Consider the following 24,313-nt stretch of genomic DNA (forward strand, 5'->3'; position numbering starts at 1 on the left):
TAGACTTAATATGGACAAAAACGCCGGTGAGGCTAATGTCCGTTAAGCGACGCTCTCAATCCGGCCTGCTTGTAACCCTCCTGTTGTTGACTGCTCTTGCCCCCCTTACCATGGTACAAGCACAGCCAACTAACCCATCAGAATTCTACTACGGTGTTGAATACGACTGGCAAAGTCTCGATGATGACTTCGCCAACGTGAGCGGCCTTCACATCGATGAGTTGCTCACTGAAATTATGGACGACGCAGAAGGTGCTGGATTCAATTTGGACATCGGACAATTGACAACCGGTTCAACCAATGTCTATGTTCACCAAACAGAAGACATCACCATGCAAACCATCCAAGACGGAAACGGAGACGACGTTCAGGTTTGGAGTCGGACCAGCGACGTCGTTCTACGACACGGAATTCTCTTTGACGGCGTGCTTCTCACAGATTGGAATGAAACAGCATCCTTCGGAGGCAACGACAATTCCATTGACATCGACGTCATCACTCAGTTTGAAAACGTCCTTACCGTTGACATTCTCTACACTGAGTACCTCACCGACGATTACAAACTCGTTGGCGCAGACATGGACATTGACATGACCGTTGGCGTAGACATGTCCCTTGATGTTGACATCGCTCTAGAAGGTGGTGGCGAAGAACTCGCCGTTGACTTTGCAACCGGAATTAACTTTGGTTACAGCATGGAGTCAACCGACGCTGAGTGGCGCCTTCAGAGTCAAAGCCCAATCTACATTGAAGCTTCAGAGAATGAACAAACACGATGGGGATGCACCGACGACGACGACGACGTCGGCGTTTGGGATGAAGGTTACGAAGCCGAAGTATGGGATTATTGTGGAGATGTATTGGGAACTTACACCGGTTCTGCAGATTATGAAATCTACTTCACAGGACTCCCAACCGAAGAATTTGGCCTTGACTCAGGAGAATTTGATTTGACGGTGTCTGACGCTTTCACACAATCCGGCAACTACGACGGAGAGTTTGACGCCAGTGCTGATTTCGGAATGGAGTCTGACATGGAAGGAGAAGACTTCGAGGTCAGCCTCGGAAACGGAGAGACCGTTGACGCTGTAGCGTGTGTTGACTGCCCTCCAGGAAACCCAATCATGTTCATGATGATGGGCAATGTGCTTGGCCACGCATCAATTGCATTCGGAGAAGAAATTGCTGACGACCTTGAAGCTAGCTTTGAAGATTCAATCGTTGACACATTCCTCAATGAATGGGCAAGCAGCCTCGCAGAAGGCAACAGCGATGGCGACGATTGGGACCCGTACGAAAACCAGTGGCAATGCGACAGTGGCCAGTGGATTTACGAATGGGATGTGAACGATGGATACGAAGATTGCTACGATGGGTCAGATGAGATGACCTTGGGCGCCAATTACCAGTCCTATGAAGACTGGAACAGCGGTGAACAAGTTCACAGAATCGAAGGTGCCGTGTATGCGGATGACCTTTCGTTCACTGACAGAACATTCACTTGTGACGATGGGACCACAATCATGTGGACCTCCGTCAATGACGGCGGCAACGCCGCCGATTGTGCCGACGGATCCGATGAACCCCAATACGCCAATGGGGACGTTAACACATACGAATGCGAATCATCCACGCCTAATATGGTGGAAACCGTTGATTGGGATGACGTGAACGACGGCTACTCTGATTGCGGAGACGGTTCGGATGAACGAAACACAAACGAAATTTACCACATTGAAGCAATACTCCTTGATGGCTCCATGGCAGATGCGAACATCTTGTACCACAACGATACAATGACAATTTGTGGAGGAGGAAATTCCTGGAATGGCGCATGCGACATTACACCGGAGGGCGGTAACGAACGATCTGCGTTCTCTTATGGACACGACGATATGACTGATCCAGGCCTCAACTTTGGGGACAACGTCTTGTGTACGACCGGTAATATCATGCTCAACGGCAACTCGGTCTATGAGCAACCCATGATGTGTGACAACATGTGGATGGGCCCTCAAATTGATTGGATGGATGTTTACAGCGATGGAATGACATTGAACTATGATGCTCGAGTGAGTCACTACAGCACCGAGGATGCCGAATCAGATGTGGAAATTGTAGTGAGATTGGTCCCTGAAGACGGGCAACAAGTAATACAATCCAAAACGTTCCCTCTTGATGAGACCGATTCCGCTACGTATGTGGAAGACTCCTTTGATGTCTCAACCGAAGGGGATTACTGTGTCATCGTAGCTCTTGTGGCCCCAGGTGAAACAGAAGCTTACTGGCAAGAAGAACGTTGCGAAGAAGTTTCTACAGAGGGCGACCCAAGCGAGCGCCTCACCACGATCGCTGAAGCAATTGCCGACTCCGGTCTCCAAAACGTTATGGAGAACTTTGGTGAAAACCTTGAAAGTACCCTTGAGGAAGTGTCAGAGAATGAAGCCCCAGAATTCCCATACACCGACGGCATGTGGGCTCCACTATGGAGTACCGAGCACGCTACCATCATCGGAGTGGGGCTCTATGCAGTGGATGAAGACGGGGATAAGTACGTCATCGCAGGTCCTGAAACCACTGGTTACAGTGAAGACCTCCCAATGACGTTCATGTCCATTCGTTACTTGACCGGCACACCCGCTCAGTCCGCTCAAACAACCATGGCCGACTTTGAGGACCTTTCCGACATCGTTGACATTGAAGACCACGACCTCAGCGCTCTTGAAGACGCACTAGAACAAGCCGGAGTAGACACTTCGACCTTGGACCTCGGCCAAGATGGAACCTCTGACGGCGGCGCCAATGACGGCGATGGAACCAGTGCGCCAGATACTGCTGAAGAAGTTGCAGACGATGCAGGCCTCCTTCCGTTCTTATCTCCTCTGAGCGTTCTTGCAATGGTTGGTATTGCAGCATTAGCAGGCAATGCCACTCGCCGTGAAGACAACGAGTGAATCAATAAGCACGAGGGCCAGGGGCGGTTGTGAAGCCGCCTCGTCCGCGTCCTTTTGCAGCTGCCGGGGGCGTCCGCCTTCTGATCACTGTACTGCTTGCGGTTCACGTGTTCATTTCAGCATGGCTTGTAGCATCTGTAGAGGCCTCGTACACCGAAGGCAGACCTTCGCCAACAGAGTTCCACTCCCTCGTCGCTATTGACAACGAACAGACCCTCATCGATGTTCGCATCGAAAGGGCGACGGCCTTCTTCCTCTACACGCTGCAACGGGACGATACGGCGAGGATGCCCGTCAATACAACTGGAGATGACGACCAAGGTTCACCATCAGATGATTCAGGTGAATCAGATGAATCAGGTGGTAGCGATCGGGACTGGCTCCAAATAGGTCGTAATTGGATCAAAGCCTCTCTCATTCTCCTCGTTCTGAGTGAACTTCTCATGATGGTCCCATGGAAGTGGCGCCATTATCTGCGCGTGTTCGCTTTTGCGATGACGCTCGTTGCGTTCTCTATGTTCCCCATTGCCTACGTCGCAAGCCTCGGAGGTGGAGACGATGGCGGCGGCGACGATGATGACGGGGGGGGCTCAGCCACAGAAGGTGCCCCCGGGGCCGAAATTGAAACACAATCCTTTGCTCATTCCACTGAGGACATCAGACTGAGGCCGATATGGCTTGGCTTTGAACTTCAAGCGGACTTCTCGGGTTACGATCTTGGACTTGTCGATGAAGAGGACAGGGCTGCAGTTATTGAACAGCCGCCAGAGGAAAATGAAACGGGAGCGAAGTCTTTTGTCGCCTTTGAGTCAACCTTTAACATCGAGCTCGGGAAGAATTTGGATGCACTTCTTGTACTTCCATTGATGTGGTACTTTCTGCCCGCACGACCCATAAACCACAATAAAAAGACATACGAAACTCTCCTTGAAGAAGAGTGAGGCGCCCACTCCGGGAATTGAACCCGGGTCGCAGGAATGACAATCCTGCATGATAACCTCTACACCAAGCGGGCAGATTTAACCCGTCGGGGGCGCAACCGCTATTTAAGCCGCGCCATGTGGGGGAATTGGGTGCTACCATGGCGAAACCGAAAACATCAGCAGAAATCGCACGAGAAGAAGCTGAAAATAACCAATTAGAGAACATGCTGGGCGGCGCCTTTGGGGACATCTCAGGTCTTGAAAAGGCACCAGAAGAAGAAGTTCAGCCTGAACAAGCGAACGAAGAGCCCCCCGCAGAACTCGAACCTTCTGTTTCAGAAGCGGCCGATGAGGCGCCCGAACCCTCATCTCCTGTTGAAGAACCGGTCGAGAACAACCCTATGCCTCCATCCGGCCCACCCAGCGGCCCACCCAGCGGCCCACCCTCCGGTCCACCCTCCGGCCCACCCTCCGGTCCACCCTCCGGTCCACCCTCCGGCCCACCCAGCGGCCCACCTTCCGGCCCACCTTCCGGTCCACCCAGCGGCCCGCCCAGCGGCCCACCCGACGCTTCACCGCCTCAAGAAGAGCCAAAGGAAGAGCCAGAGAAACCCGCAACCGAAACGCCTGCTGCTAAAGAAACCGTTGAAGCGGTTGTTGACGCTGTCGTTGAAGCGGATGTATTGGAGGCTGAAAGCGCCCCAAAGTCAACCGAAGCATCCCCTGAGGAAGAATCCGAACCGACCCCTGAACCTCAAGCCGAACAACCGCAAGAAACGACCGTCTTGGCTGAAGGGCCTTCCGAAGAACTGGAAATCACACCGCCGGCTCCAGAACCATCAGAGGCCATGCTCATGGCACTTGCGGAAAAGGAGGCGGAGCTTGAACGGCTTCACATGGAGAATGCTCGCTTGCGTCAATCGGTCGTCGGAGCAACCGAAGTCATCGAACAATTGGAGGAGCCTCCCATGCCCCCCCTTGTTGAAAACAACATTGTCATCCCTGCACACGTCGTTTCAGACTTTGTGCGTATGGGGAGGCAACTGGACCGAGAACATTTGATTCGAGCAACCATGGGGAGTCTGGCTATGATTTCGCCAGACCAACCCAACATCATGGTGTCTACCCGCCACATGGCTATGCTTCCAAGGATGAATGAACGAAGTTTGTGTGCTGGTCAACTTGGCGGCACTTCACCGCGAGGCGCTCCGTCAGACTGGCACGTCATGGAAGTCATTCTGGCATCGGTATCTGTTGTAACCGGCGGTCCTGCGGCAGTCATTCACATGCATGCCCCCCACACGACCACGGCGAGTTGCGAAAAGGACCTTGTATTGCTCAATCCAATCGATGAAATCGGTAAGCACCATATCGGTAAAATCATTATCGTAGACCCCGACGAAGAGCAGCCCGAAGATTATCTTCGCCAAGTTAGAGAAGCGCTAACTCAAGGAAACATGCGCTGTGTTGTTGTCCGAGGCAACGGTGCCTATGCAGTGGGCGCAGATTTCGATCAAGCATGGGCCAATGCAGCCATCCTTGAACACAGCATGCAAATCCATCTCTTGAGTCGACAAGCCAACCTCAAACTTTGATGTTTATATCTGCTTAAGGTGTTCAACTTCTGTGATGTTGAAACGAACCCCACTTCAAATAATCTCGGATTTTTCCGAGGTTTATATGTGGTCGAAGTTTCTTCCTCTCAAAGGTGGAAACCATGGACAATACATTTGAAGTAGAAATCGCAGACAAATCCGGCCACAGTGTGGTTCAGATGACACAAGAACAAATCGCAGAGAAGGCTGAGAGCGCTCCAGGCACCTGGGTGTTCGTGAACGACCAACTCGTCAGCACCGCTGACGTGGCCGCCATGAACATTGACGCAGGCAGCCGCATCCGCCTCATGCCCGGCTTGGTTGGTGGCAACGCCCCGACCTTCAATGTCGAAATTGCAGACAAGTCTGGCCACTCTGAAGTGGTGATGACCCAAGCTGAAATCGCAGAGAAGGCTGAGAGCGCTCCAGGCACCTGGGTGTTCGTGAACGACCAACTCGTCAGCACCGCTGACGTGGCCGCCATGAACATTGACGCAGGCAGCCGCATCCGCCTCATGCCCGGCTTGGTTGGTGGCAACGCCCCGACCTTCAATGTCGAAATTGCAGACAAGTCTGGCCACTCTGAAGTGGTGATGACCCAAGCTGAAATCGCAGAGAAGGCTGAGAGCGCTCCAGGCACCTGGGTGTTCGTGAACGACCAACTCGTCAGCACCGCTGACGTGGCCGCCATGAACATTGACGCAGGCAGCCGCATCCGCCTCATGCCCGGCTTGGTTGGTGGCAACCTCTGCTGAGGCACACATGTCATCTCGAAGCGGTCGACCTTGGTCTGACTCGGAAGACGATCATCTCATCGAGAATCTTGAGAGCCAATGCTGCCTGATTGAAATAGCACATTTGCATCAGCGTACGGCTTCAGCCGTCCGTTCTCGAATAACGCTTCTTTACGAAACAGGCAAGCTTTTCGTGATGGCTCCAGCGACGTTGGATGAACTTATTCGTAGCCGTTCGCAACAAACAGGTTCAAAACGGGATGCACGGTCGCGGTGAATGGAGAGAGACATTATGGTTGAACTCGTAGATTACAAATGCGCTGACTGTGGAAGCCTGGAATCGTTCCATCGAGAGCGAAACGGAATCAGCTGCAAGGCCTGCGGTTCCCGTATTTTCATGAAACTCCGCCGTCACGGCACCAAGCGCATCAACGCTGAGTGAGATTTAACTTTCTCGCAGAGTTGAAAGACCTTGGTCAATTTGCTGTCATTATGACGATGTGGCTTGAGCAATACCAGCCACGCTTTTTTTCGGAACTCGTCGCTCCAGAAAGTTTGATTCAAACGCTTGAGCGCGCTGCCGTCGGATCCAACCCCCCCCATCTTTTGCTTTCAGGGCCAGCAGGCTGTGGAAAAACTGCCGCCTATCGTCTTGTGTGCCGTCAAGTTCTCGGCCCGGCTTGGTCGTCTACAACACACGTGCTTCAAGCCCGTGATTTAGCCAAAACTGCAGGAGCAATGGCCAAGTTTGAGGCGTTCTTACGCCCAGCAGGGTCGGGTTCAGAAGACACACTTGCCGGACGAACAAGTCTTGACGCCTTTGACCATTCCATGAGCTTGGTAGGGGACGGAACTCCGCCGCCGTCTGGCCAAGAGTCGCAACGCGACCCGTCATCCGGACGAGCCCCAGTGTCCCGAATCATTGTTATTGAGGACGCCGATTACCTCGGCCATGCAAGGCAATCGTATTTGCGAAGAATGATGGAAGAGAGCAGCCGGAGTGCACGTTTTATTTTCACTACTCACACGCCTTCGAGGATGATTGAGGCGCTGCGAAGCAGAGTCCAACACGTGCGCATCCCCACACTTTCAAGGGTGATGATCGAACAACGATTGAATGAGATTCTTGGGAAAGAAGGCCATGATGCGGCTCTGGGTTTAGTAGGCGATGTAGCTCACGTGGCCAATGGAAACCTCCGGAAGGCCATCTTCATGACCCAACTCCTCGCTCAGCGGGATTTGTTGAACGATCGCAAAAATGTTCAAACGCTCATGGCCAATACTTCACTTCGCGAAGTCCAACTCATTCTTGAGGAAGCTCTTCGAGGCCGGGTCCATGATTGGCGATGGGAAAAGAAAGGCGAGAAAAACAGTCGAGTGTTGAAAGGAGCCATGGGGGCACTTGACCAGATGATGAACGTTCACGACATGGATTCTCGAGAAGTTGTGGACCGCTTTCATCGTTTTTTGACGGCGGGCCGCTCTCACTTTGATGCGAACTTGTTAACCGCACTCTTGAACGCATTATCATTGTGCGACACCTCACTCCAACGCTCCGCACAGGGCCGAATTCAGCTCGAAGCATTCCTGCATCGAGTTGCCCAGATCGGCGTGGAATACGCAGAGCCATAACCATCGGAAGCATCTTGAAACATTGTCCATCACATGAGAATGGGCGTGTAGCACAGCTGGATAATGCACCGGCCTCCTAAGCCGGAGATCGCGGGTTCGAATCCTGCCACGCCCGCCTTTTTATTTGGACAAGAGCCATATTGAACAATGCGTACGCAGGTACGGTGGCGAAGTGAAGGCGGGAGAAGAGGTTGAACTCGCCGCGGCCTTACCCGACCCCTACGGTCACGGATTCGTTCGAAGTGAAAATCCACTGCAGCGAACGGTTGAGAAGTGGCAACGGCAAGAAGAACTCCGAATGAAAGTCGGTACCTTTGCACGCAGGCGCACCCTTCTCTTGCTTCGTTTGCTGCTGGGATTAAGTGTGGCCATTGTTGCTCTTGTCTCCGTTCTCTTTCCAGAGACAGCTCCACCCAACCCGGGATATGTGATACTGTTTTGGCTGGCTCCCCTCACACTTTGCATCCTCCCGCCGCTTCTCGCTGGAGAAGCAATGTGGCAGTCCATTCAAGCAAGAATTTCTCTTCGAGAAATTGACGACGAAGCCATCGGGGGAAAACTCTCGCTACGCTCTCAGCCAGGTATGGACCGTATTCTTGAGGGATTAACAGATGTTCGCCGGCACAATTCAGTCAATGCCCTACTGGCGTTCAGTGCTGTTTTTTTGCTTGGCCTTGGGACGGTTATTGCTGAAGACTCATTGGTTTGGAACCTCTCGTTCCTCGTGGCCATGACGCTTGGTTTCGCCCATACATTTCATTCGTATTTCACCACCGACGCAGTGCGCCAGCAAGGCGACAAAATGCCTTGCCTGGTCCATCATGCACCAACCCACCACCCCACCCAACTCGGCTCCATTTTAGGAGAACTCATCGTTCTCCATCTCGACCCCGACCTCTACTTGGAATGGCTTGAATGGCTGAATGAGTTCAGAGAAAGTATCCTCCCTGGGTACGATAAAGACCAATCATGGGAGCGGGTATTGTACATTCTTCATCTCCACGCAAACGATGAACTCAATGATGAAAAAGCAATGCTGGAATTAACAGAATTCATTCGACCCGATGCCTTGAATGAGATCTTGCTCGACGAATCATCCAAGTTCAATTGGCGTTCCCTCCAACGGCTCCTTGAACATGCCCGAGTATGGCAGCCGAGTGCCTTCCGACTCCTTGAGCGACTTCAACTTGATTTGTTATCAGGGTCGCCCATGCTTCTTCGCTCACCGTGGAGAATGGATGTGGCTTTGGATTCTGAATGCGATGAAGGTACGGGCCACCTCTTTATCGCTCTGAACAACCAATCGTTCAAATCCACTGTTGCACGCATACAGGTTGTTTGTCCCGGCGGAGAACCGGTTGTTCGAGATCATCGCTTCGAACTCCAACCCTGCCCTCCGCCACGTCATTCCGTCCAACTCAACGCTACGGGAGAAGACGATGCTTTGGATTGGGTGCCACGTTACCTTCAGAAGGGTGTTGTCTTGTGGCTTGGAGTGGCCTGGGGTGGAAAGTTACAGGGTGAACGGTATGTCCAAGTTATTCTTCGTGATGATGAAGGCGTTGTCATTGAATCACGGGTCTTACGTACCGTGGTGAAAAACCGTAACAGCAGCCATTACAGGCAGAAAAACAAGAAGTTGGAACAAGCACGCTCATGGTCTTCAAAACCGCTTCCTAAAACCCATTCTTGAACAAAAACAGGTTGCAAAAATAACCCGATCTTGCAGGCAAATGAAGCGCGCTCCTTATGGCGGGCCGATGCTTCGGCAAAAATGTCGGAAGTGAAGTCATGGAAGCATGGGATGTCATCGTTTTAGGAGACGGCCCCGCAGCATTGCATGCTGCTGCCGAAGCTGCAAAGGAAGGAGCCAACACGTTGTTGATGTCAGCAACAGGACTCGGTCAGCCTGGAATGGCATCCCTCACTGGGCTTTCCGCATCGCTCCAAGAATCCAACAACCGCAGTCACCGAGAAGACACCATCCGTTGCAGTGAGTTCCTTTCCGACCAAGACATGGTATCATCCACCACGGCAAAAGCAGTCAAAATCATCGATTTGCTTGAACGCAGGGGCGTGAATTTCCGTAGAGATGCCCAAGGCCTACCCATGGTCCGAAAGTCACTCGGCCATTCACAACCCCGAAATGTAAGCGCCGGGAGCACCACTGCTCGTGAATTGCACCAAATCAGCGAAGAGCAATGCATGCGCCACGGCGTCATCCGCCGAGGCGACCAAATCCCCCTCACACTGGTTCACAACAATCAAACAGTAACTGGAATGATTGCGCTTGATATGGTTAACGGTCGAGTAATCGGTCTACAATGCAAAGCCCTCATCATCGCCGACGAAGGCTTTGAAGGAGCGTACTCCAGTGGGATCTCCGGTTTGGGCATGGATCTGGCTTTCAGGGCTGGCGTTTCACTTCGGGACATGGAATTCGTCATGAAGCACCCTCTGGTCATCAAGGGAACCAATCTCTTCCTCCCCCTTGACCTCCTCGGAGATGGAGCGCGCGTTCACGAAGGAAGTGGCGCGCCGATCGAAGTCAACTCAATGAGTCCTATCGAGGCTTGTGCGGCCATCGAAGCGGCCGTTCAACCTGTTCTTGACGCAAGAGAAATGGGCGCTAGCACTGAATGGTGGGGGTCAATATTCCGCCTTGTCCAGCAACGTACAGGCATTGATATGAGCCGTCAAACGGTTGCATTGGAGCCTGCTGTCAGCCATACAATTGGTGGGCTGCCGGTTGACCTTAACGGCCGTTGTGTCGTAGACACTTGGGCTCGCTGGTTCACTGGACTTTATGCAGCCGGCGATGCGGCGTGTACTGGAATGCATGGCGCAGCAGCCCTTCCCGGTAATCGGATGCTCGATGGCCTATGCTCGGGTATTGCCGCTGGATCTCATGCGGGACAATGGGTCAAGGGCCGTACCTTTGGCTCTGCAGACGCACTGACATCGTCCCTTGAACAATCAACTGCGGACCTCTCAGCAATGCTTGGCGATGGAGAGGGGACTCATGTTGTTCGCTGTGGAACCGTCATGGCCTCCGTCCGTGCAGCACTTGCTACCGGTTCAAACCGCACCGATGATTCCCTCGCGACCCTCTTGACCAAACTTGAATCTGCTGCAGTTGCGGCTGAGTCAATTCACCTTGACCAAACCTCGCTCATAGCCAATACGAACCTGTTGGAAATTTTCAGAACTCAAGCCTCGGTGCGAATGCTCATCGCGGCTACGCAATCTGGAATGGCCCGCAAGGAATCAAGGGGTGCTTTCCAACGAAGCGATTTCGAAGCATCAAACGAAGACCTTCTCCACCACAATACTGTGGACCATCTTGGGTCCATTGGAACGCTCGCTCTCAAGAAAGGAGAGGGTGGCCACTGGGTTCTTCCTCCACAATGAAGAAAGGCATCGTAGTCCTCGCTTGAGGCAATGGTGACCCTCTTTGAGAAAATTTTGCGGGGTGAAATTCCTTCGCACACGGTCGCAGAAGGAGAAGACTGGTTTGCCTTTCTCGATATTTTCCCTCGACGGTCTGGCCATACCTTGGTGATTCCACGTCGTGGTGTTCAGCGGCTAAGCGAATTGAACTCCAATGAGCAGGCGGCGTTGATGGAAGGGGTTACAGAGGTCCAACGGGTACTTGGGGCGTATTTTTCCACCACCGATTTTACCGTTTGCATTCACGACGGCCCGTTGGCTGGACAAGAAGTCCCTCACGTTCACATCCATGTCATTCCTCGAACTGAAGGTGACGGTGGGGCGACCTTGATGGCGATGTGGCCGTCACAAAGTCCTGGGGAGCCAAACCATCCTGACCTCGCACGTCTTTCTTCCGCTTTGCATGGAGGGGGCAAATAATGGCTACAATCGTTACCGAAGAGGAAGAATTGGTGCATAACGGAGAGACGCTCCCCATCCTTTCATCCTCGGCAAAAAATATGCGAATGGATAAACTCCTCGCCACGCCTCTGCCGACGTATGATTCCTCTATTCCAGGTTCTTATTTATGGACCAAGGTGGCGTTTTGGATGTGCAGGCGAGTGGCTGCCATCCAATTCAGGACAACATCATCCACCCGCCAAACGCCGTTGGAGAAAGGGGGCGGGGGCTCAATGTGTTGTGCATGGCATACCAACGGACTCATGGATCCCCTGGGGGTTTTTCTCCACCATCCGAAGGAATTTGTTGTTGGTGGACGGCACGACCTCGTAACACGACCTTTACTTGGGTGGTGGACGCGAAAACTTGCGGTACAGCCCGTGGTGCGAAAAGCAGAATTGCTTCGGGGAGGATGTACCGAAGAGGAAGCCCAACACATCAACGGCCGTTCACTGCTTGCACTTGCAAGCGGAATCACCCACGGGTTTGGCTGCGTTCTTTTTCCCGAAGGAACGAGCCATGACAACTCGCACATGATACGGTTCCGAACAGGACCGTTTCGGACCGTTCTCGCCGCCGCAGCTCTTGCAAAAGCTAACGACCTACCTATGCCAACACTGCTCCCCGTAGGGTTGCACTATCGCCGCCGCGAATACTTCCGTACCGACCAGTACATCGAGTTTGGGGAACCACTTCTGTTGTCAGAAGAAAGCATTCCTCAAGACTTGGTTGAGGCTGTCGCCAAAGGCAGCTGGGTAGAGCCTCCCGCAGAAATCGTGTTTGCCGTCCGCGACAAGTTACAAGAAAAATTGCCGACATTTACCGCACATACTGACTCCTGGGAAGAACATCGAGCCGTCCACCTGCTCGCTCATGTAGACGCCAGGATAAACGACGCCCCTCTCAAAACATGGCAGGATGAAGTTCACGCTGCTCGTGCTGTGAAAAATAGAATTTCACCACCATCCAACGCCCTGCCCCCTGCTCCACTCGAGGGTGAGCGCATCGCTGATGCAACCACGGCAGCCGGCATTCTCGAAAGCCATGGATTGGACGGGCGAGACCTCAATAGAACCGGTAATGGATTACGCCGAGCGAGCCCAATTCACCTGCTACCGGCGTTGTTACGCTTCCTCCTCTTCTTGACGTTCCTCCCGTTTTCTGTTACGTCGTTAGGCTTGCAGGTTGCCTTAGGCCGTCTTCTTGGTGATTCAACCGATGAAGGGCAAGACGCCAGAACCAGTTACCAGTTCCTGGCGGCGTTTTTCGGTTCCCTCCTGATATGGCCAGTCATAGCAGCGTTGTGGCTTGGTGCGGGGTTCATGTTCCACGAAACCCTTTCCTCTCTTCTTGGGTTTGATTGGCGAAGTGCCTTTGGAGATTCTGGAATGCTTCGAGTGACGGCCGCGACTCTGGCTTATCTCGGCCTTTTCCCTGTATTTTGGTTCAGTGGGAAGACCTTCTCTTGGTCATGGGATGATTACGTCGACACCCGTAAAGCATGGCGGCGGCGATGGATGAAGAACGAGGACCGACAGAATCTCGGACGTCTTCTAAAAAACCTTCTTGAGCGTTAGGAAACTGCAACCAATCCCCAAGGGTTCGGTTCAAACGGGAGGAAGTCTTGGGATGGTCCATGACGCCTGATGAAGTAGCCGACCAACTCAAACAATGGTTTACTGAAGAGCGGCTCACGGCCAAGGCCCAAAACGATCCAAGGGCCACCGCTCATTTTCTCGTTCGTTATCCTGGAGGGAAGCAAGGGCATATGTTTGCCGTAGTCATTCCAAAAGGTAGAGACCTCGTTGCTGTTTCAAGCATGACTCGTGTTGACGAAGGTCAACAAAAAGAAATGCAAGAACACATGGATGATGAAGAGAGCGATTGGGGTGAATGGATCCATGAAAGCCGACTTCACTTGATACGTTCGGGAGTTGATTGGGTGGTTCACATGGGCCATCAAGAGGAGAAGAAGCCAGGCCCAATGCAAGCGTTCAACGTAAGTCTGCCCGTTTGGTTTGACGGGTTAACCAAGAACGAATTCATGAACAGCCTACGCAAATTATGGCTTGCAAAACTTGCGCTCATTCACGAAATCAAGTATTCCTACGGCCCTGGAGTCGGGAAACCCGGCCCCGTTGACGATTGGAAGAAGGCCAAAAACGGGCAAAACCGCCCACCTGCGGATGCCAGTGAAACGGATACCCCACAAATTGAATACGATGAAAAGATGTCATTTGGGTCAGGATTTGACCCCTCGGAATGGGCTTAAAATCACCGACTTCCAAAATATTATTTTGACCTTAAAACGGGTCACTGGGCTTTGATAAATAAGACCGAAAGGGGACGCGGTTAAGTAGGAAGACACACCCCCTGCATTTGTTCTTTCATTAGAGGTGGCCCTATGAATCAAAAAACAAAGTCAATCAGCCTTGCAACCCTTATGGTATTGTCCGTTATGTCCAGTTTGCTTGTTGCGAGCGTTAGCGTAGCAGCGAGTACAGTCGTGATTACCGAAGCCGTGCAAATCGTAGACGGTGGAACTTCCTCCGATGCGCAAGCCGCAGTCGGTTCCGACAGTTCTGGAAACGTTCACGTCGTCTGGACCCGCAACAATCAACACCTCTACTATTCGATGATCTCTCCTCGTGGAGACACACTCATCGATGCTACACAAGTCACCAATCCCGGCCTTCACAAGGTCTGGCACCCAGACATGAAGGTCGACGACCTTGACCGAGTTCACATTGTATGGGCTGACAAATCGGGCCAACACGCCATCATGTATACCGTACTCAATCCATGGGCCGCACCTATGGACGGCATGGCTTCGGACGACGGAACCATCACGGCGATTGATGACACCATCATTGAACGCCGCTCTCAAAACCGCGATTGGCCAGCCCTTGATATCGACAGCCAAAACAACGTTCACATCGTTTGGGAAGACAACTACGACCAACTCGGAAAATTCTACAACCAACCTCAAATCTATTACTCGATGATTCAACCTGTTATTTCATCCCGGGCCATCGTCACGTTGTTTGACGACACACTCCTCACGCCAATTATTGGACACAAGGGACACCCAGACGTCGTCGTTGACGCAAACGACTACGTTCAAATTGCTTGGGACGACACTCGCGGCGGTAAAGTTGAACTTGCGTTCATCGTCGACACATCGGGTTCAATGTACACTGAATGGGCTGACATTTGCACCGTTGTATACGGTGGGAACTTTGCCTCTGGAAGCTATTTCCAAGGAATCAAGCCTATGCTCGAAGTAGCAAACATGACCGTCTACGAAACCATCTACGGCCTCGGCAACACCCTACCCGGTGCAGCCAGTTCCGGAAACTGCCAAGGTTACAACCAAAACGCTGGACCCCGCACCATCCCTCTGGGACAGACTCCCGGTGACGATTCCGGTGGAATTCGCAAACTCCCAGGTACCGTTTACAACGGAAACACCTATTCTGGATACTCTGGAGAAGACTGGGGCCCAGGATCAAACTGGGCTTGCCTTTCATGGAAAGACGCACAAGGTAACGTTCCAGGAAACCCCCCAACCGGTGACGACCATCGCTGGAACCCGAACGCAACAAAGATCGTGATTCCTGTTTCCGATGAAGGGCCCAAGGACGGAGACCCGTCTCAGCAAGCCGACGACAAATCCGCAATCCAGGAAGCCCACGACAACTGTCTCCTTGCCGGAGTTATCCCGGTCGGCCTTTATGGACAAGGATACGGTGGAGCAGGCAACATCCAATCTCACTTCATGGACTTGGTCCAGTGCCCGAACGGCATCGTCTCCACGAACACACGAAACTGCCCAGGAAACACTCTTGCGAACACCGACTCAGGTGGGCAGGCATACGAGTTCCCTTCCGGAAGCGGTACCAACCAAATGGCCCTTCTCGTTGAAGCCATGGTCTACATCTCTACCAACAACTCTCGTGAAATCTTCATGACGGTGCTTGACCCGTATGCAAAGATGAACAACGACCCTTCCTTCGTTCCAGGAGAGCACGGTCACTCCGTCAGCGGACAGACCTACATCGAAGACACTGGCCCTGCTGCAGACGGACACTTGGTCGTCGTTAACGACACCCGCGTTACCATCGATGACGCCTACTCCTTCCACCCTTCCATCGGCGTAGACATGCAAGGAAACACGCACATCGCTTGGATGGATGGCCGTGATTATGGATTTGAGAAGGACACCAATTACGAAGTCTATTACACAAAACTCCGCCTTCAAGGAGCCGGGATTTGGGACGGTGCCGAGGAAGGCTTGTCCACGTACGCCATCAAGAAGATTAACGATATCGCTATCTCCAATGTCGAAGGAAAGAACGGACTCCCTCCAGCATCACCGTATGCAGGAAATTCCGTGTTCCCATCGTTGCTCACAGACGATCAGAACAACATCCACATCGCTTGGGTTGACTCAGGAAACCTATCTGCTAACGAGGAAGTCATGTACGTTCGTCTAAATCAAACCGACTTGACCGGGGACGGTCTCACCGCCCTTGATCCGTGGGAGGCTATACCCGTCACCTCTTGGAACTCGAATAAATTAGGTCCCAACAGTGGGCGGCAACCAGCTATTGGAATGCCACCCGCCTTTTCCAACGATTTGGGAAGCGGCGCACACCTCGCATGGTCGGATACCAACAAGTGTGGTGATGAGGCAAACAACAACCGCTTCACCATCTGTTACTCCCACGTACTAACTGGACAAGTAGACCTTGATTACGAGGAAGGAGAGACCTTCTACCACGTGATCGAACCAGGAGAGCAAACCATCTACAACATGACGATGAACAATTCTACACCTGGGCCGAAGGACTTGGTTGCAGATACCTATGGGCTGAACATCTCCGGTGTTCCACTGAATTGGACTGCCAACCTCTACTTCGCCTCCAACCATTCCAGTATCTTCCCTGACACTCCAATTTTCCTCGAAGGGGGAGAAAACATCCGCTTCTACATGAGAGTGAAAGCACCGTCAATCTACCAAGCAAATGGAGACGAACTGGGCGAGATTAGGGTCACAGCACAATCCTACAAGGATCCAGCCATCCAGAACGAGATTACAACACTCACCTTGATGGACGTTGTTCACGGAATCAATTTGGATACGTCGCACAGTATGGCAGACATTGAACAAGGCCAAACAGCAATTTTCTCAATTACCATCACCAATACAGGAAACGTCAACGACGCCTTCGTATTCTGGGATTCAAACAGTCTTGAGGGCCAGCAAGAATGGCTTTTACCGTTTGGATGGCAGATTGACTTCCCTACCCGTGTAGAGCTTGATCCAGGACAGTCTGTAACCAAGAATTTGGCAATCAGCGTCCCAACTACAGAAGACCCTGGAGCCTTCGTAATTTATGTCAAGGGCTGGTCTGAAGGTGAACCGATTAAGTCGGTAGAAAAAGGAACGTACGACATCCTCGAATTGAGTGTCTTTGTTTCCATCCGTTCAACCGGGAACATTGAATTTGACAAAACGAAAGATACCGGTTCATACATCTTGCCCGGAGAATGTGCAACCTATGAGATTCCAGTTACCAAGAATTTCGATTCTGGCGACCTCGTCTTTGTGACACCTGGAGCACCTGAGATTAAGCCAGACGGCATCAATATGGATGCATGGAGAATTGAAAACTGGGTCGTTGACGTTGACTTCTCGGATGCTTCAAACAATCCTGACGCCGCTATTGGAGTGCCGCTCCCTTGGACCATTGCAGGTGGAGCTGATTCCGTAACAAAGACGGTGACTGTCGATGTTTGTGCCCCGACCAACGCAACAGCAGGTCTTGGACCGGCTGTTACCTTGAAGGCATACCTCGAGGGTTACCCACGTATCTCGGATTCGGTCATCTTGTCAACCAACGTGATCCACGAATACATTCTCGATGCGGGCATTGACCCAGACGTTGGAACTTCAATTGAGGTGAACCCTGGAGAGCAAATCATCTTGCCGATTACTGTTTCAAATGACGGAAATGGACCTGACCGCTTCGACTTCCGACTTGCTCGTGTGACGGACGCCTTTGGCGTTGATGTCATCTGGGACATTGACATCCCTCGCGATGGTTTGATGGAACTTTCACCTGATTCCTACCAGGCCTTTGACGTTCTCATGAACGTTCCAAACAAGGTGGATGCTGGCGAATACACGGTGATCCTTCAGGCATACTCCGAGGAAGCCTACCCCGATTCAAGCGGTAGAGAAACCCGTTTGCGTGACACCATTGAAATGACGGTTACCGTCAACGAATTCCACGACATGCAAATCTCAATGGATCCTCGTGTGGATAACGCAGTCAAGACTTCTGCACCAGGTAAAATTGTCAGATACACCTTCAATGTCACCAACAACGGAAACGTGGCTGATGTTCCATCCATGAACAACCACACAGCTCAACGTGATGGTGACGAATTGGTTTGGCAGATTCTGCCGGGCATGAACATGCTCGATGGATGGAGTGTTGAATGGTACATGCTCAAGCAAATTAGTTCTGATGTCGTTGTTGAAGAAGCATGTATTGAAGAAGTTTCGACCGCCTCGTCCTTCCCTGAAGACTCCTGTGTTTACTTGACCGACCTGAATGAGTACCGCCTTCCAGAAATGGCTCCCTATGAAGTCGCATCTGTGGTTGCTGCAGTGTCCATTGGAGTCAATGCTAAACTTGACACGAGAAACCTTGGTTTGAAGGTCGTTTCGATGCACGGAAACATGGAGAACAATGGCGACCACGACGACTCACCTGAATGGAGTGGAGACGACTTCGATACCAACGAATTCATTGTTACACTTCGTCTAAGGGCACCAAATTTGGAGATCAAGGAAATCATTTCCCCTCCATCTTTCAGCAGTGAAGTAGATTCAACCATCCCCATTGGAATCATTCTACAGAACACCGGTAACGTCCACGCAACGAACATTGAAATCGTTCTCTGTGAGTACGACAAGGTCAACGACCAAGACATCATCAAGGAAATCCGAAAGAATGGCTGCGACGAAGAGCGCATCGTCATGAGGCAAGTTGTTGGAGCCCTTTTGGCCCCTGATGCTACCGAAGATGCAAAGGAAATCGAACTTTACCTCCTTTACCCTGTTAGCGCAGGAAGCAAGGGCATCTATGTCGTGGTTGACCCAATGAACGAAATTGTTGAGTCGGACGAACGTGATAACGTGAAGGCCGTAGGAGAGGCTCTTGAATCCGATAGCCCGTTCTTGGACGTGGCTGGTGAAGTCGTTGGAAAGACAGCACTGCCGTTTGCCGTGATCGTTCTTACCGTTGCTTTGCTCGGTGTTGTTTACCTTGTTGGTAAGGGCCGCCGTGAAGACGTCAACAAGCGCCTAGCAGAACAATCCTCACTTGTTTCGGTTCTTTCCGAAGAAGACGTATAAGGCACAAACAGCCTTCGGGCTTAGTTGGAACCGGGTCCAAGGTACCAGCGCAGCTCTGTGTTGAGTGGAGCCGCAATGATGTGGCCTGAACGACGTGCAATCTGGCGTTCAAGCTGTGCACGGATGGTCTCAATCATCTCGCCTACGTTGGCTTCTCCAACCAATTCGTCTCGGATTAACGAGGTAATGTCGAGCCGCTCCCCGCTGGCTTCAACCATGGATTGGACGATGGTGCGTTCTTCGTATTGCGTAAAGTCGGCTTCGACCCCAGCAGATACACGTTGTCGGATGTGCTGATGAAGCGAAACCAAAGCATCGCGTTGTGCGTCCAGGTCATCCATGACTTGGGCAAGAGTCCGCAAGTGCGCCAATCCTTCTGCAACAGCGATTTTCTTTCTTCCGCTCAGGGATTCTGCGATTGGTACAGATGCCTTGGGCAATTTAGGGGAAAGGCGCATTGGCCCACCCTTTGGGAGTTTGCGTGTTTCACAACGGAAGAGGTCGGGGCCGAGGTCAATGTGGAGCGAAAATGCTCTATCAACACTGTAAACAGTCCGTGGAGGCCCACCTTTTTCCGATGGGACCTTAGCCTTCGAAACCAGTCCACCCTTTTCCAATTCCGATAGATGTTTGACGACTGCGGGCTGACTCACGCCGATGAGTTGTGAAAGTTGCATGGCGTAATGCGGCTCTCGAACCAATCGCTCAACAATGTGACGTCGGGTCTTGTTTTGAAGCAAATAAAGGGCCATATCAAGTTCCGTCATCTTCTCAACCTATGGTTGGGTAATGCTCAGACCTCTATGAACTCACCGATTTGCTCATTGCTCATCCCAGTCTTTCCAACCGTTATCGTTTTCAGCCGGTACAGCGGTATCCGTAGAGGGTCGATTAGCAGGCTTTTCCTTCTTTCTTTCAGGAACAGCCTCATTCGCCTCAACCCCTTCATCCCAGGAAAATATGGCTGCCGCGTTTGCAGCTTCAGCCTCAACTTGCTCGGGCTGTTCTCCTTGGTATCGATCGGTTCTGGCATGGTCTTGAGCCGCTTCCACATCGCCCTTCATTAAGGCAAAAACTTGTTCTGTTGTGAGGAGGTTTCCCGCAGCAACATCCGGCTTCCCATCTACAAAATCTTCACTTTGTGGACTTTTTGCGGTTGTGTCGGCAAAGGGTGGAGCAACGCTTTCATCGATGTTGGAGGGGCTGCCAGTGTTCTGTGAAAATTCTACGGTCTGGTCCGGTGTGAAATCGGTCACGGGAATCATGGTCCCATCCGCATTGATCATCATGACCCGAGGCCCTTTGCCTGGCTTTGATGCGAGATAAACAATGAGGGCGATGGGAGTAATCAGTACACCGAAACAACATATTGCGCCCCCGGCAATCAGCCACGTTGAAGAGAAGAATTCGCTTTGAAATGAATCGATTGAGACAAACCAACCGTCCGTTTCACTGCAGTCACCTTCACATTGAATTTCAAGCATGTATTTTTCTGTGGCATTCAGTTTCCAAGAAGCGACTTCTACGAAGTCGGTGTTGTCCCCGGACATCGCTTGGAAATCAAGATTACAATTCGCTTCCTCAATAGTGTCTCCAACCGGAGCCGCCCCAGCCACCCGCTTCAGTTCAACCGTCATGCTTTCCTCCCCAGAGATCTGGTAGAACCGGTAGCATGTATCTTCAACAGCCCCCGTAGTGAAAATGCCCTCTCCGGTGTATTTGCCATGGTGGTTTTCTCTAGGGTCAAATGCTTCCGAGACATGGGAAGATTGGCTCATGAGCAAGACCATACCAACGAGGATCATCGCTCCTCCAACTGCAATAAGGCGCATGGGCCAGGGGGAACCCTTCTCCTTCGGCGGGGCTTGCATGGTGGTTTCCACACCCTCTTCCCCCATAAGGCTCGCTCATGGGCTTCAGGCCAAGCCGAGGTCAGCCAATTTCTCCGGAAGGTAAGTATCGGTTACGAAATCAAGGCCGTATTTGGCTAGAGATTGCTGTTCAGCCTTCTTCCCTAGCTCCAACATCATGTTGATCTGTTCCTGCCACCATGGGTCAGCGAATCGCGGGTCAGAAAGTTCCGCTTTGAGGGCCTCAATATCTCGAGGTGAAAGGTCGTCATTGGGGAGGTCGTAAGCCATGATGTCATCCGCAGTAATTCCAAGATATGTGGCGCTGGGGGTTGCAAGATATTCTGAAATGTGTGCCGTCTTGATCGCACCGTAGGCAATGGATGCAAAGATTCGGAACGACCACGGGTCGCCGTCAAGGAAGACGACGACAGGCAAATCCCATTCTTCACTCATGCGCTTGAGAATGCGACGCGTTGAACGGGCAGGTTGCCCCTTGAGGTGCAAAAGTCCACAATTGTAATCTTCATCAAAACCATTTTCTATCAGTCGGTCGAACATACCACCGGTCTCGATGGCCATAATGAATTTGATGTCGTGCTCAAGCAACTCGATTTTTTCGAGTTCAACGTTGTAGGGTACGCCATAACCGGAATCTCCGACATCGTCCCGGGCATTGATCCGCATCCATTCACCCCGTCGGTTTCGCTCCCGCAAGGTGAGGTTTCCAATCATACGAGCGCCATCTTCTTCTGGACGGAGTTTGAAATCTTCACGAAGGCACTTGGTAACAACTTCCAAGTCCTCAGCAAGATTGTTTGATTCGTTTTGTGACCCGAATTTCCCGAGACCCCACGCTTCCGAAATGTAGTACATTTCTCTCAGAGTTGACGACTTTCCAGCATCAATCATTTCCTCAATAAATTCAACGACGTGCAGAGCTCGTAGCAGTTGCTTGGCCGAACCAAGGCTTGTAGCATCACGAGTTGAGCGCTTCTTTCCGTACTTGTACACTCCCAATTTATCATCGAAAGCGATGTTGGTTTTGGTTCGAACTGGAAGCGTCATAGTGGGCGCCTCTCCTTTGACGATTTTATCGTACATTTCAGCAACCACTTCATGCAGTGCGGTCTTAGTTTCTTCATTCGTATGTGTTCTTGACATCATTCACCACCCCCAAACAAGGTTTGTTGCCCGGTGGGCGGAGGAACTTCTGGGTCGGCTAACGCCTCGGCAACTTCTTCAGATTCAGATTTCCCATCCTCTTCCTCTTCATCGGCATTTCCAACCGCCTCTTGCCTACGGATTTCTTCCAATAACTTCTCGTCCATCTTTGTGGCTCCGATGACATCTTGACTTCCTCTGAAAAACACGTCCGTATCGGTCCAGTCGCCTTTTTCCAGTCCCGTAAGCGTGTATTTGATGACGTAGGTTTGGCCCGGGTCAAGCGTCTCTAGTTTCCAAGCCCATACGCCGGTCGCTTCCTTTCTTCCACCGGTCTCGTTGTTCTCCATGGAAGCACCTTCACGTTCTGGCCACGAGGCTAAGAGCGTGTAAGAACGAGCACGGGAGGTATAATTGAACAGTGTAATCGATACTTCAGTATTCTTCGTTTCCTTGTTCCAAACGGTTTCGGATTCTGCAATGACAGCACTCATGATTTTGGTAATCGAACCTGCTAACTCGGGAACAGGACGGCCAAGAATTTGAGCAGATTTTTCTGCAATGGCGGGAATGATGTCGTTGACCAACTCAAACTTTTCTTGAGTTTTCGCCATCTTTTTCTTCTTTTCAAGATGCTTTCTCAGTCCGCGACCCATTTCTAAGAGCGCTTTTCGTGTCTCATCCAGCACCTCGTTGTTATCGGCTAATGCTTCTTTTGCTTCTGATGTGAATTGGACGTTCGTGCTGGCAAGGTGAACAAGAATTGCCGCAGGCCCTTTCGGAACGCCTCTCCCACCGGCCTGGTCCAACCCGTACTGTCGCCAATCTACCGATTCAATGGCCTTGGTGAGCAAGCAGCCACCTTGTTGATACATCAAAGGTACTCGATTAGCAAACCGAAGAACTTCAACAGGTTTGTCGGCTAGCATTCCTTCTCCAAAGATCAGTCCGACTTCAACCTGGTACGGGTTTCCTTGTGTAACTGTAGGCGCCCGCGTCATCGTGGTAACGAAACGAGAATCAATGGTCTTCGAAAGACCTTTTTTGATGAGAAGCTCTTCAATTGGTGAAAGACAGTTCGTTGGTGGGTTAAGGAGTTTAACGGGTTTGTTGTTCAACGTTCGTTCACCCTGGAATGCTTCTAAAAGCGCCCTATACTGATCTGGTTTGAGGGATTTAGGTTTTGCCTTTTCATTGATTTCAGCAACTTCCAACAATTCCTTTGCGGCACGGGTTGACATCCCAGAGAAATTGTTTCTTAGAAACACGGTCATGCGTGAATCCGTGGATTCGGTACACATTCGCTGCAATGTTCCGAGGTGAATGCCGTGCGGGTGAGGTTTGATGCTCTCGACTTTCGTGGGCAGTCGTTCTGTTACACGAGGCCAGTGGTGTGTTTGCCCTTCAGGGTCAATGAAGGTAATATCAGCGTGAGGGTTGACGATACTGGTCATTCGAAGGTATTGGTAAACGCTCTGACGCCCCTTCTGATACTTCGCTTTCATTCGCGTCGTTACTTCAAGTCCGTGCTCTTTGAAGGAGCCATCAGGTCGCTCCCAAATCTCACGACTTTCATTGGATTTTGTTGCTTTGTTTTTACGCGTATCAAGGCCGATATCGACGATGGCAGCCGATGCCTCAGTAGCGATTTTTGAGCGAACATGAGTTTTCCGACCTGTAGTGAGTTGACTGTACATGACCACGCCAGTGATTCCAATCCCCTGCTGCCCTCTTGATTGACGAATGGCATGGAACCGGGAACCGAACAGCAACTGTCCGAACACTTTCTCGATGCTCCGTTGAGGAATGCCGGGGCCATTATCTTCTGATTTTAATTCAACAATGTTCTTTTTGTCATCAATTTTTGTGATTTGCACGCGTATTTCGGGAAGAATACGAGCCTCTTCACAAGCGTCCAATGAATTGTCTACAGCTTCTTTTACTGCTGTGATCAGCGATCGGGTGAGCGAATCAAATCCTAGAAAGTGCTTGTTTTTCTCGAAAAATTCAGAAATTGCGACTTGCTTTTGGTTTTTCGCCATTCGTTCTGCAGTTCCTGACATGCGCACACCACCCGACCGGTCCTCCTTCGTCTTGATGACGTCGGGCCGACAGATGGCTTACCCGCTTCTTTGAGGGTA

The 24,313-nt window shown here is 51.5% G+C and carries 16 protein-coding genes and 2 tRNA genes; 13 read left to right on the plus strand and 5 right to left on the minus strand.

What is annotated here, in order from left to right:
* The first annotated feature begins 35 nt into the window (after positions 1-35).
* Positions 36-2,954: a low-density lipoprotein receptor class A repeat-containing protein gene (locus AAA857_RS08010; RefSeq protein ID WP_338174437.1), complete on the plus strand. Its 2,919-nt coding sequence runs from the start codon at positions 36-38 to the stop codon at positions 2,952-2,954.
* A gap of 29 nt (positions 2,955-2,983) precedes the next feature.
* The gene (locus tag AAA857_RS08015; RefSeq protein WP_338174438.1) at positions 2,984-3,895 is read left to right on the plus strand and encodes a hypothetical protein; all 912 of its coding nucleotides are present in this window, start codon (positions 2,984-2,986) and stop codon (positions 3,893-3,895) included.
* 2 nt (positions 3,896-3,897) lie between these two features.
* On the opposite strand, the gene AAA857_RS08020 is transcribed toward AAA857_RS08015, so the two are convergent.
* Positions 3,898-3,969: transfer RNA gene (locus tag AAA857_RS08020), tRNA-Asp, on the minus strand.
* Positions 3,970-4,035: 66 nt separating this feature from the next.
* Between AAA857_RS08020 and AAA857_RS08025 the strand changes: the two genes are divergently transcribed.
* From AAA857_RS08025 to AAA857_RS08075, 11 genes are all read left to right on the plus strand, one after another.
* Entirely contained in the window at positions 4,036-5,472 is a 1,437-nt protein-coding gene (locus AAA857_RS08025; protein ID WP_338174439.1) for a class II aldolase/adducin family protein, read from the plus strand.
* 122 nt (positions 5,473-5,594) lie between these two features.
* Positions 5,595-6,227, plus strand: coding sequence for a hypothetical protein (locus AAA857_RS08030; RefSeq protein ID WP_338174440.1), 633 nt, complete (start codon positions 5,595-5,597; stop codon positions 6,225-6,227).
* A 256-nt stretch (positions 6,228-6,483) separates the two neighbouring features.
* Positions 6,484-6,648: a hypothetical protein gene (locus AAA857_RS08035; protein ID WP_338174441.1), complete on the plus strand. Its 165-nt coding sequence runs from the start codon at positions 6,484-6,486 to the stop codon at positions 6,646-6,648.
* Between the two features lie 50 nt (positions 6,649-6,698).
* Positions 6,699-7,838: a hypothetical protein gene (locus tag AAA857_RS08040; RefSeq protein WP_338174442.1), complete on the plus strand. Its 1,140-nt coding sequence runs from the start codon at positions 6,699-6,701 to the stop codon at positions 7,836-7,838.
* A gap of 41 nt (positions 7,839-7,879) precedes the next feature.
* Positions 7,880-7,953: transfer RNA gene (locus tag AAA857_RS08045), tRNA-Arg, on the plus strand.
* Positions 7,954-7,962: 9 nt separating this feature from the next.
* On the plus strand, positions 7,963-9,531 hold the full coding sequence (locus AAA857_RS08050) for a hypothetical protein (protein ID WP_338174444.1): 1,569 nt from the start codon (positions 7,963-7,965) through the stop codon (positions 9,529-9,531).
* Between the two features lie 98 nt (positions 9,532-9,629).
* Entirely contained in the window at positions 9,630-11,249 is a 1,620-nt protein-coding gene (locus AAA857_RS08055) for an FAD-binding protein (RefSeq protein WP_338174445.1), read from the plus strand.
* Positions 11,250-11,279: 30 nt separating this feature from the next.
* A complete protein-coding gene (locus AAA857_RS08060) occupies positions 11,280-11,708 on the plus strand; it encodes an HIT family protein (RefSeq protein ID WP_338174446.1) in 429 nt (142 codons plus the stop codon).
* On the plus strand, positions 11,708-13,306 hold the full coding sequence (locus AAA857_RS08065; RefSeq protein WP_338174447.1) for a 1-acyl-sn-glycerol-3-phosphate acyltransferase: 1,599 nt from the start codon (positions 11,708-11,710) through the stop codon (positions 13,304-13,306). The genes AAA857_RS08060 and AAA857_RS08065 overlap by 1 nt, the downstream gene beginning before the upstream one ends.
* A gap of 59 nt (positions 13,307-13,365) precedes the next feature.
* The gene (locus tag AAA857_RS08070) at positions 13,366-14,001 is read left to right on the plus strand and encodes a DUF2299 family protein (protein ID WP_338174448.1); all 636 of its coding nucleotides are present in this window, start codon (positions 13,366-13,368) and stop codon (positions 13,999-14,001) included.
* 132 nt (positions 14,002-14,133) lie between these two features.
* Positions 14,134-19,158, plus strand: a complete 5,025-nt coding sequence (locus tag AAA857_RS08075) for a CARDB domain-containing protein (protein WP_338174449.1) — start codon at positions 14,134-14,136, stop codon at positions 19,156-19,158.
* Between the two features lie 20 nt (positions 19,159-19,178).
* Here the strand turns inward: AAA857_RS08075 and AAA857_RS08080 are convergent, their stop codons facing one another.
* Genes AAA857_RS08080 through AAA857_RS08095 form a run of 4 tightly spaced genes read right to left on the minus strand, consistent with a single transcriptional unit; the run spans position 19,179 to position 24,235 of the window.
* The gene (locus tag AAA857_RS08080; RefSeq protein ID WP_338174450.1) at positions 19,179-19,925 is read right to left on the minus strand and encodes an ArsR family transcriptional regulator; all 747 of its coding nucleotides are present in this window, start codon (positions 19,923-19,925) and stop codon (positions 19,179-19,181) included.
* A 54-nt stretch (positions 19,926-19,979) separates the two neighbouring features.
* Positions 19,980-21,029, minus strand: coding sequence for a hypothetical protein (locus AAA857_RS08085; protein WP_338174451.1), 1,050 nt, complete (start codon positions 21,027-21,029; stop codon positions 19,980-19,982).
* A gap of 45 nt (positions 21,030-21,074) precedes the next feature.
* A complete protein-coding gene (locus AAA857_RS08090; protein WP_338174452.1) occupies positions 21,075-22,172 on the minus strand; it encodes a DNA topoisomerase IV subunit A in 1,098 nt (365 codons plus the stop codon).
* Positions 22,172-24,235 carry a DNA topoisomerase VI subunit B gene (locus AAA857_RS08095; protein WP_338174453.1) on the minus strand — a complete coding sequence of 688 codons (2,064 nt, stop codon included), beginning with the start codon at positions 24,233-24,235 and terminating at the stop codon, positions 22,172-22,174. Before AAA857_RS08095 ends, AAA857_RS08090 begins: the two co-directional genes overlap by 1 nt.
* Positions 24,236-24,313: the final 78 nt, after the last annotated feature.

It is taken from the genome of Candidatus Poseidonia alphae (genome assembly GCF_943787815.1).
GTDB classification, from domain to species: domain Archaea; phylum Thermoplasmatota; class Poseidoniia; order Poseidoniales; family Poseidoniaceae; genus Poseidonia; species Poseidonia alphae.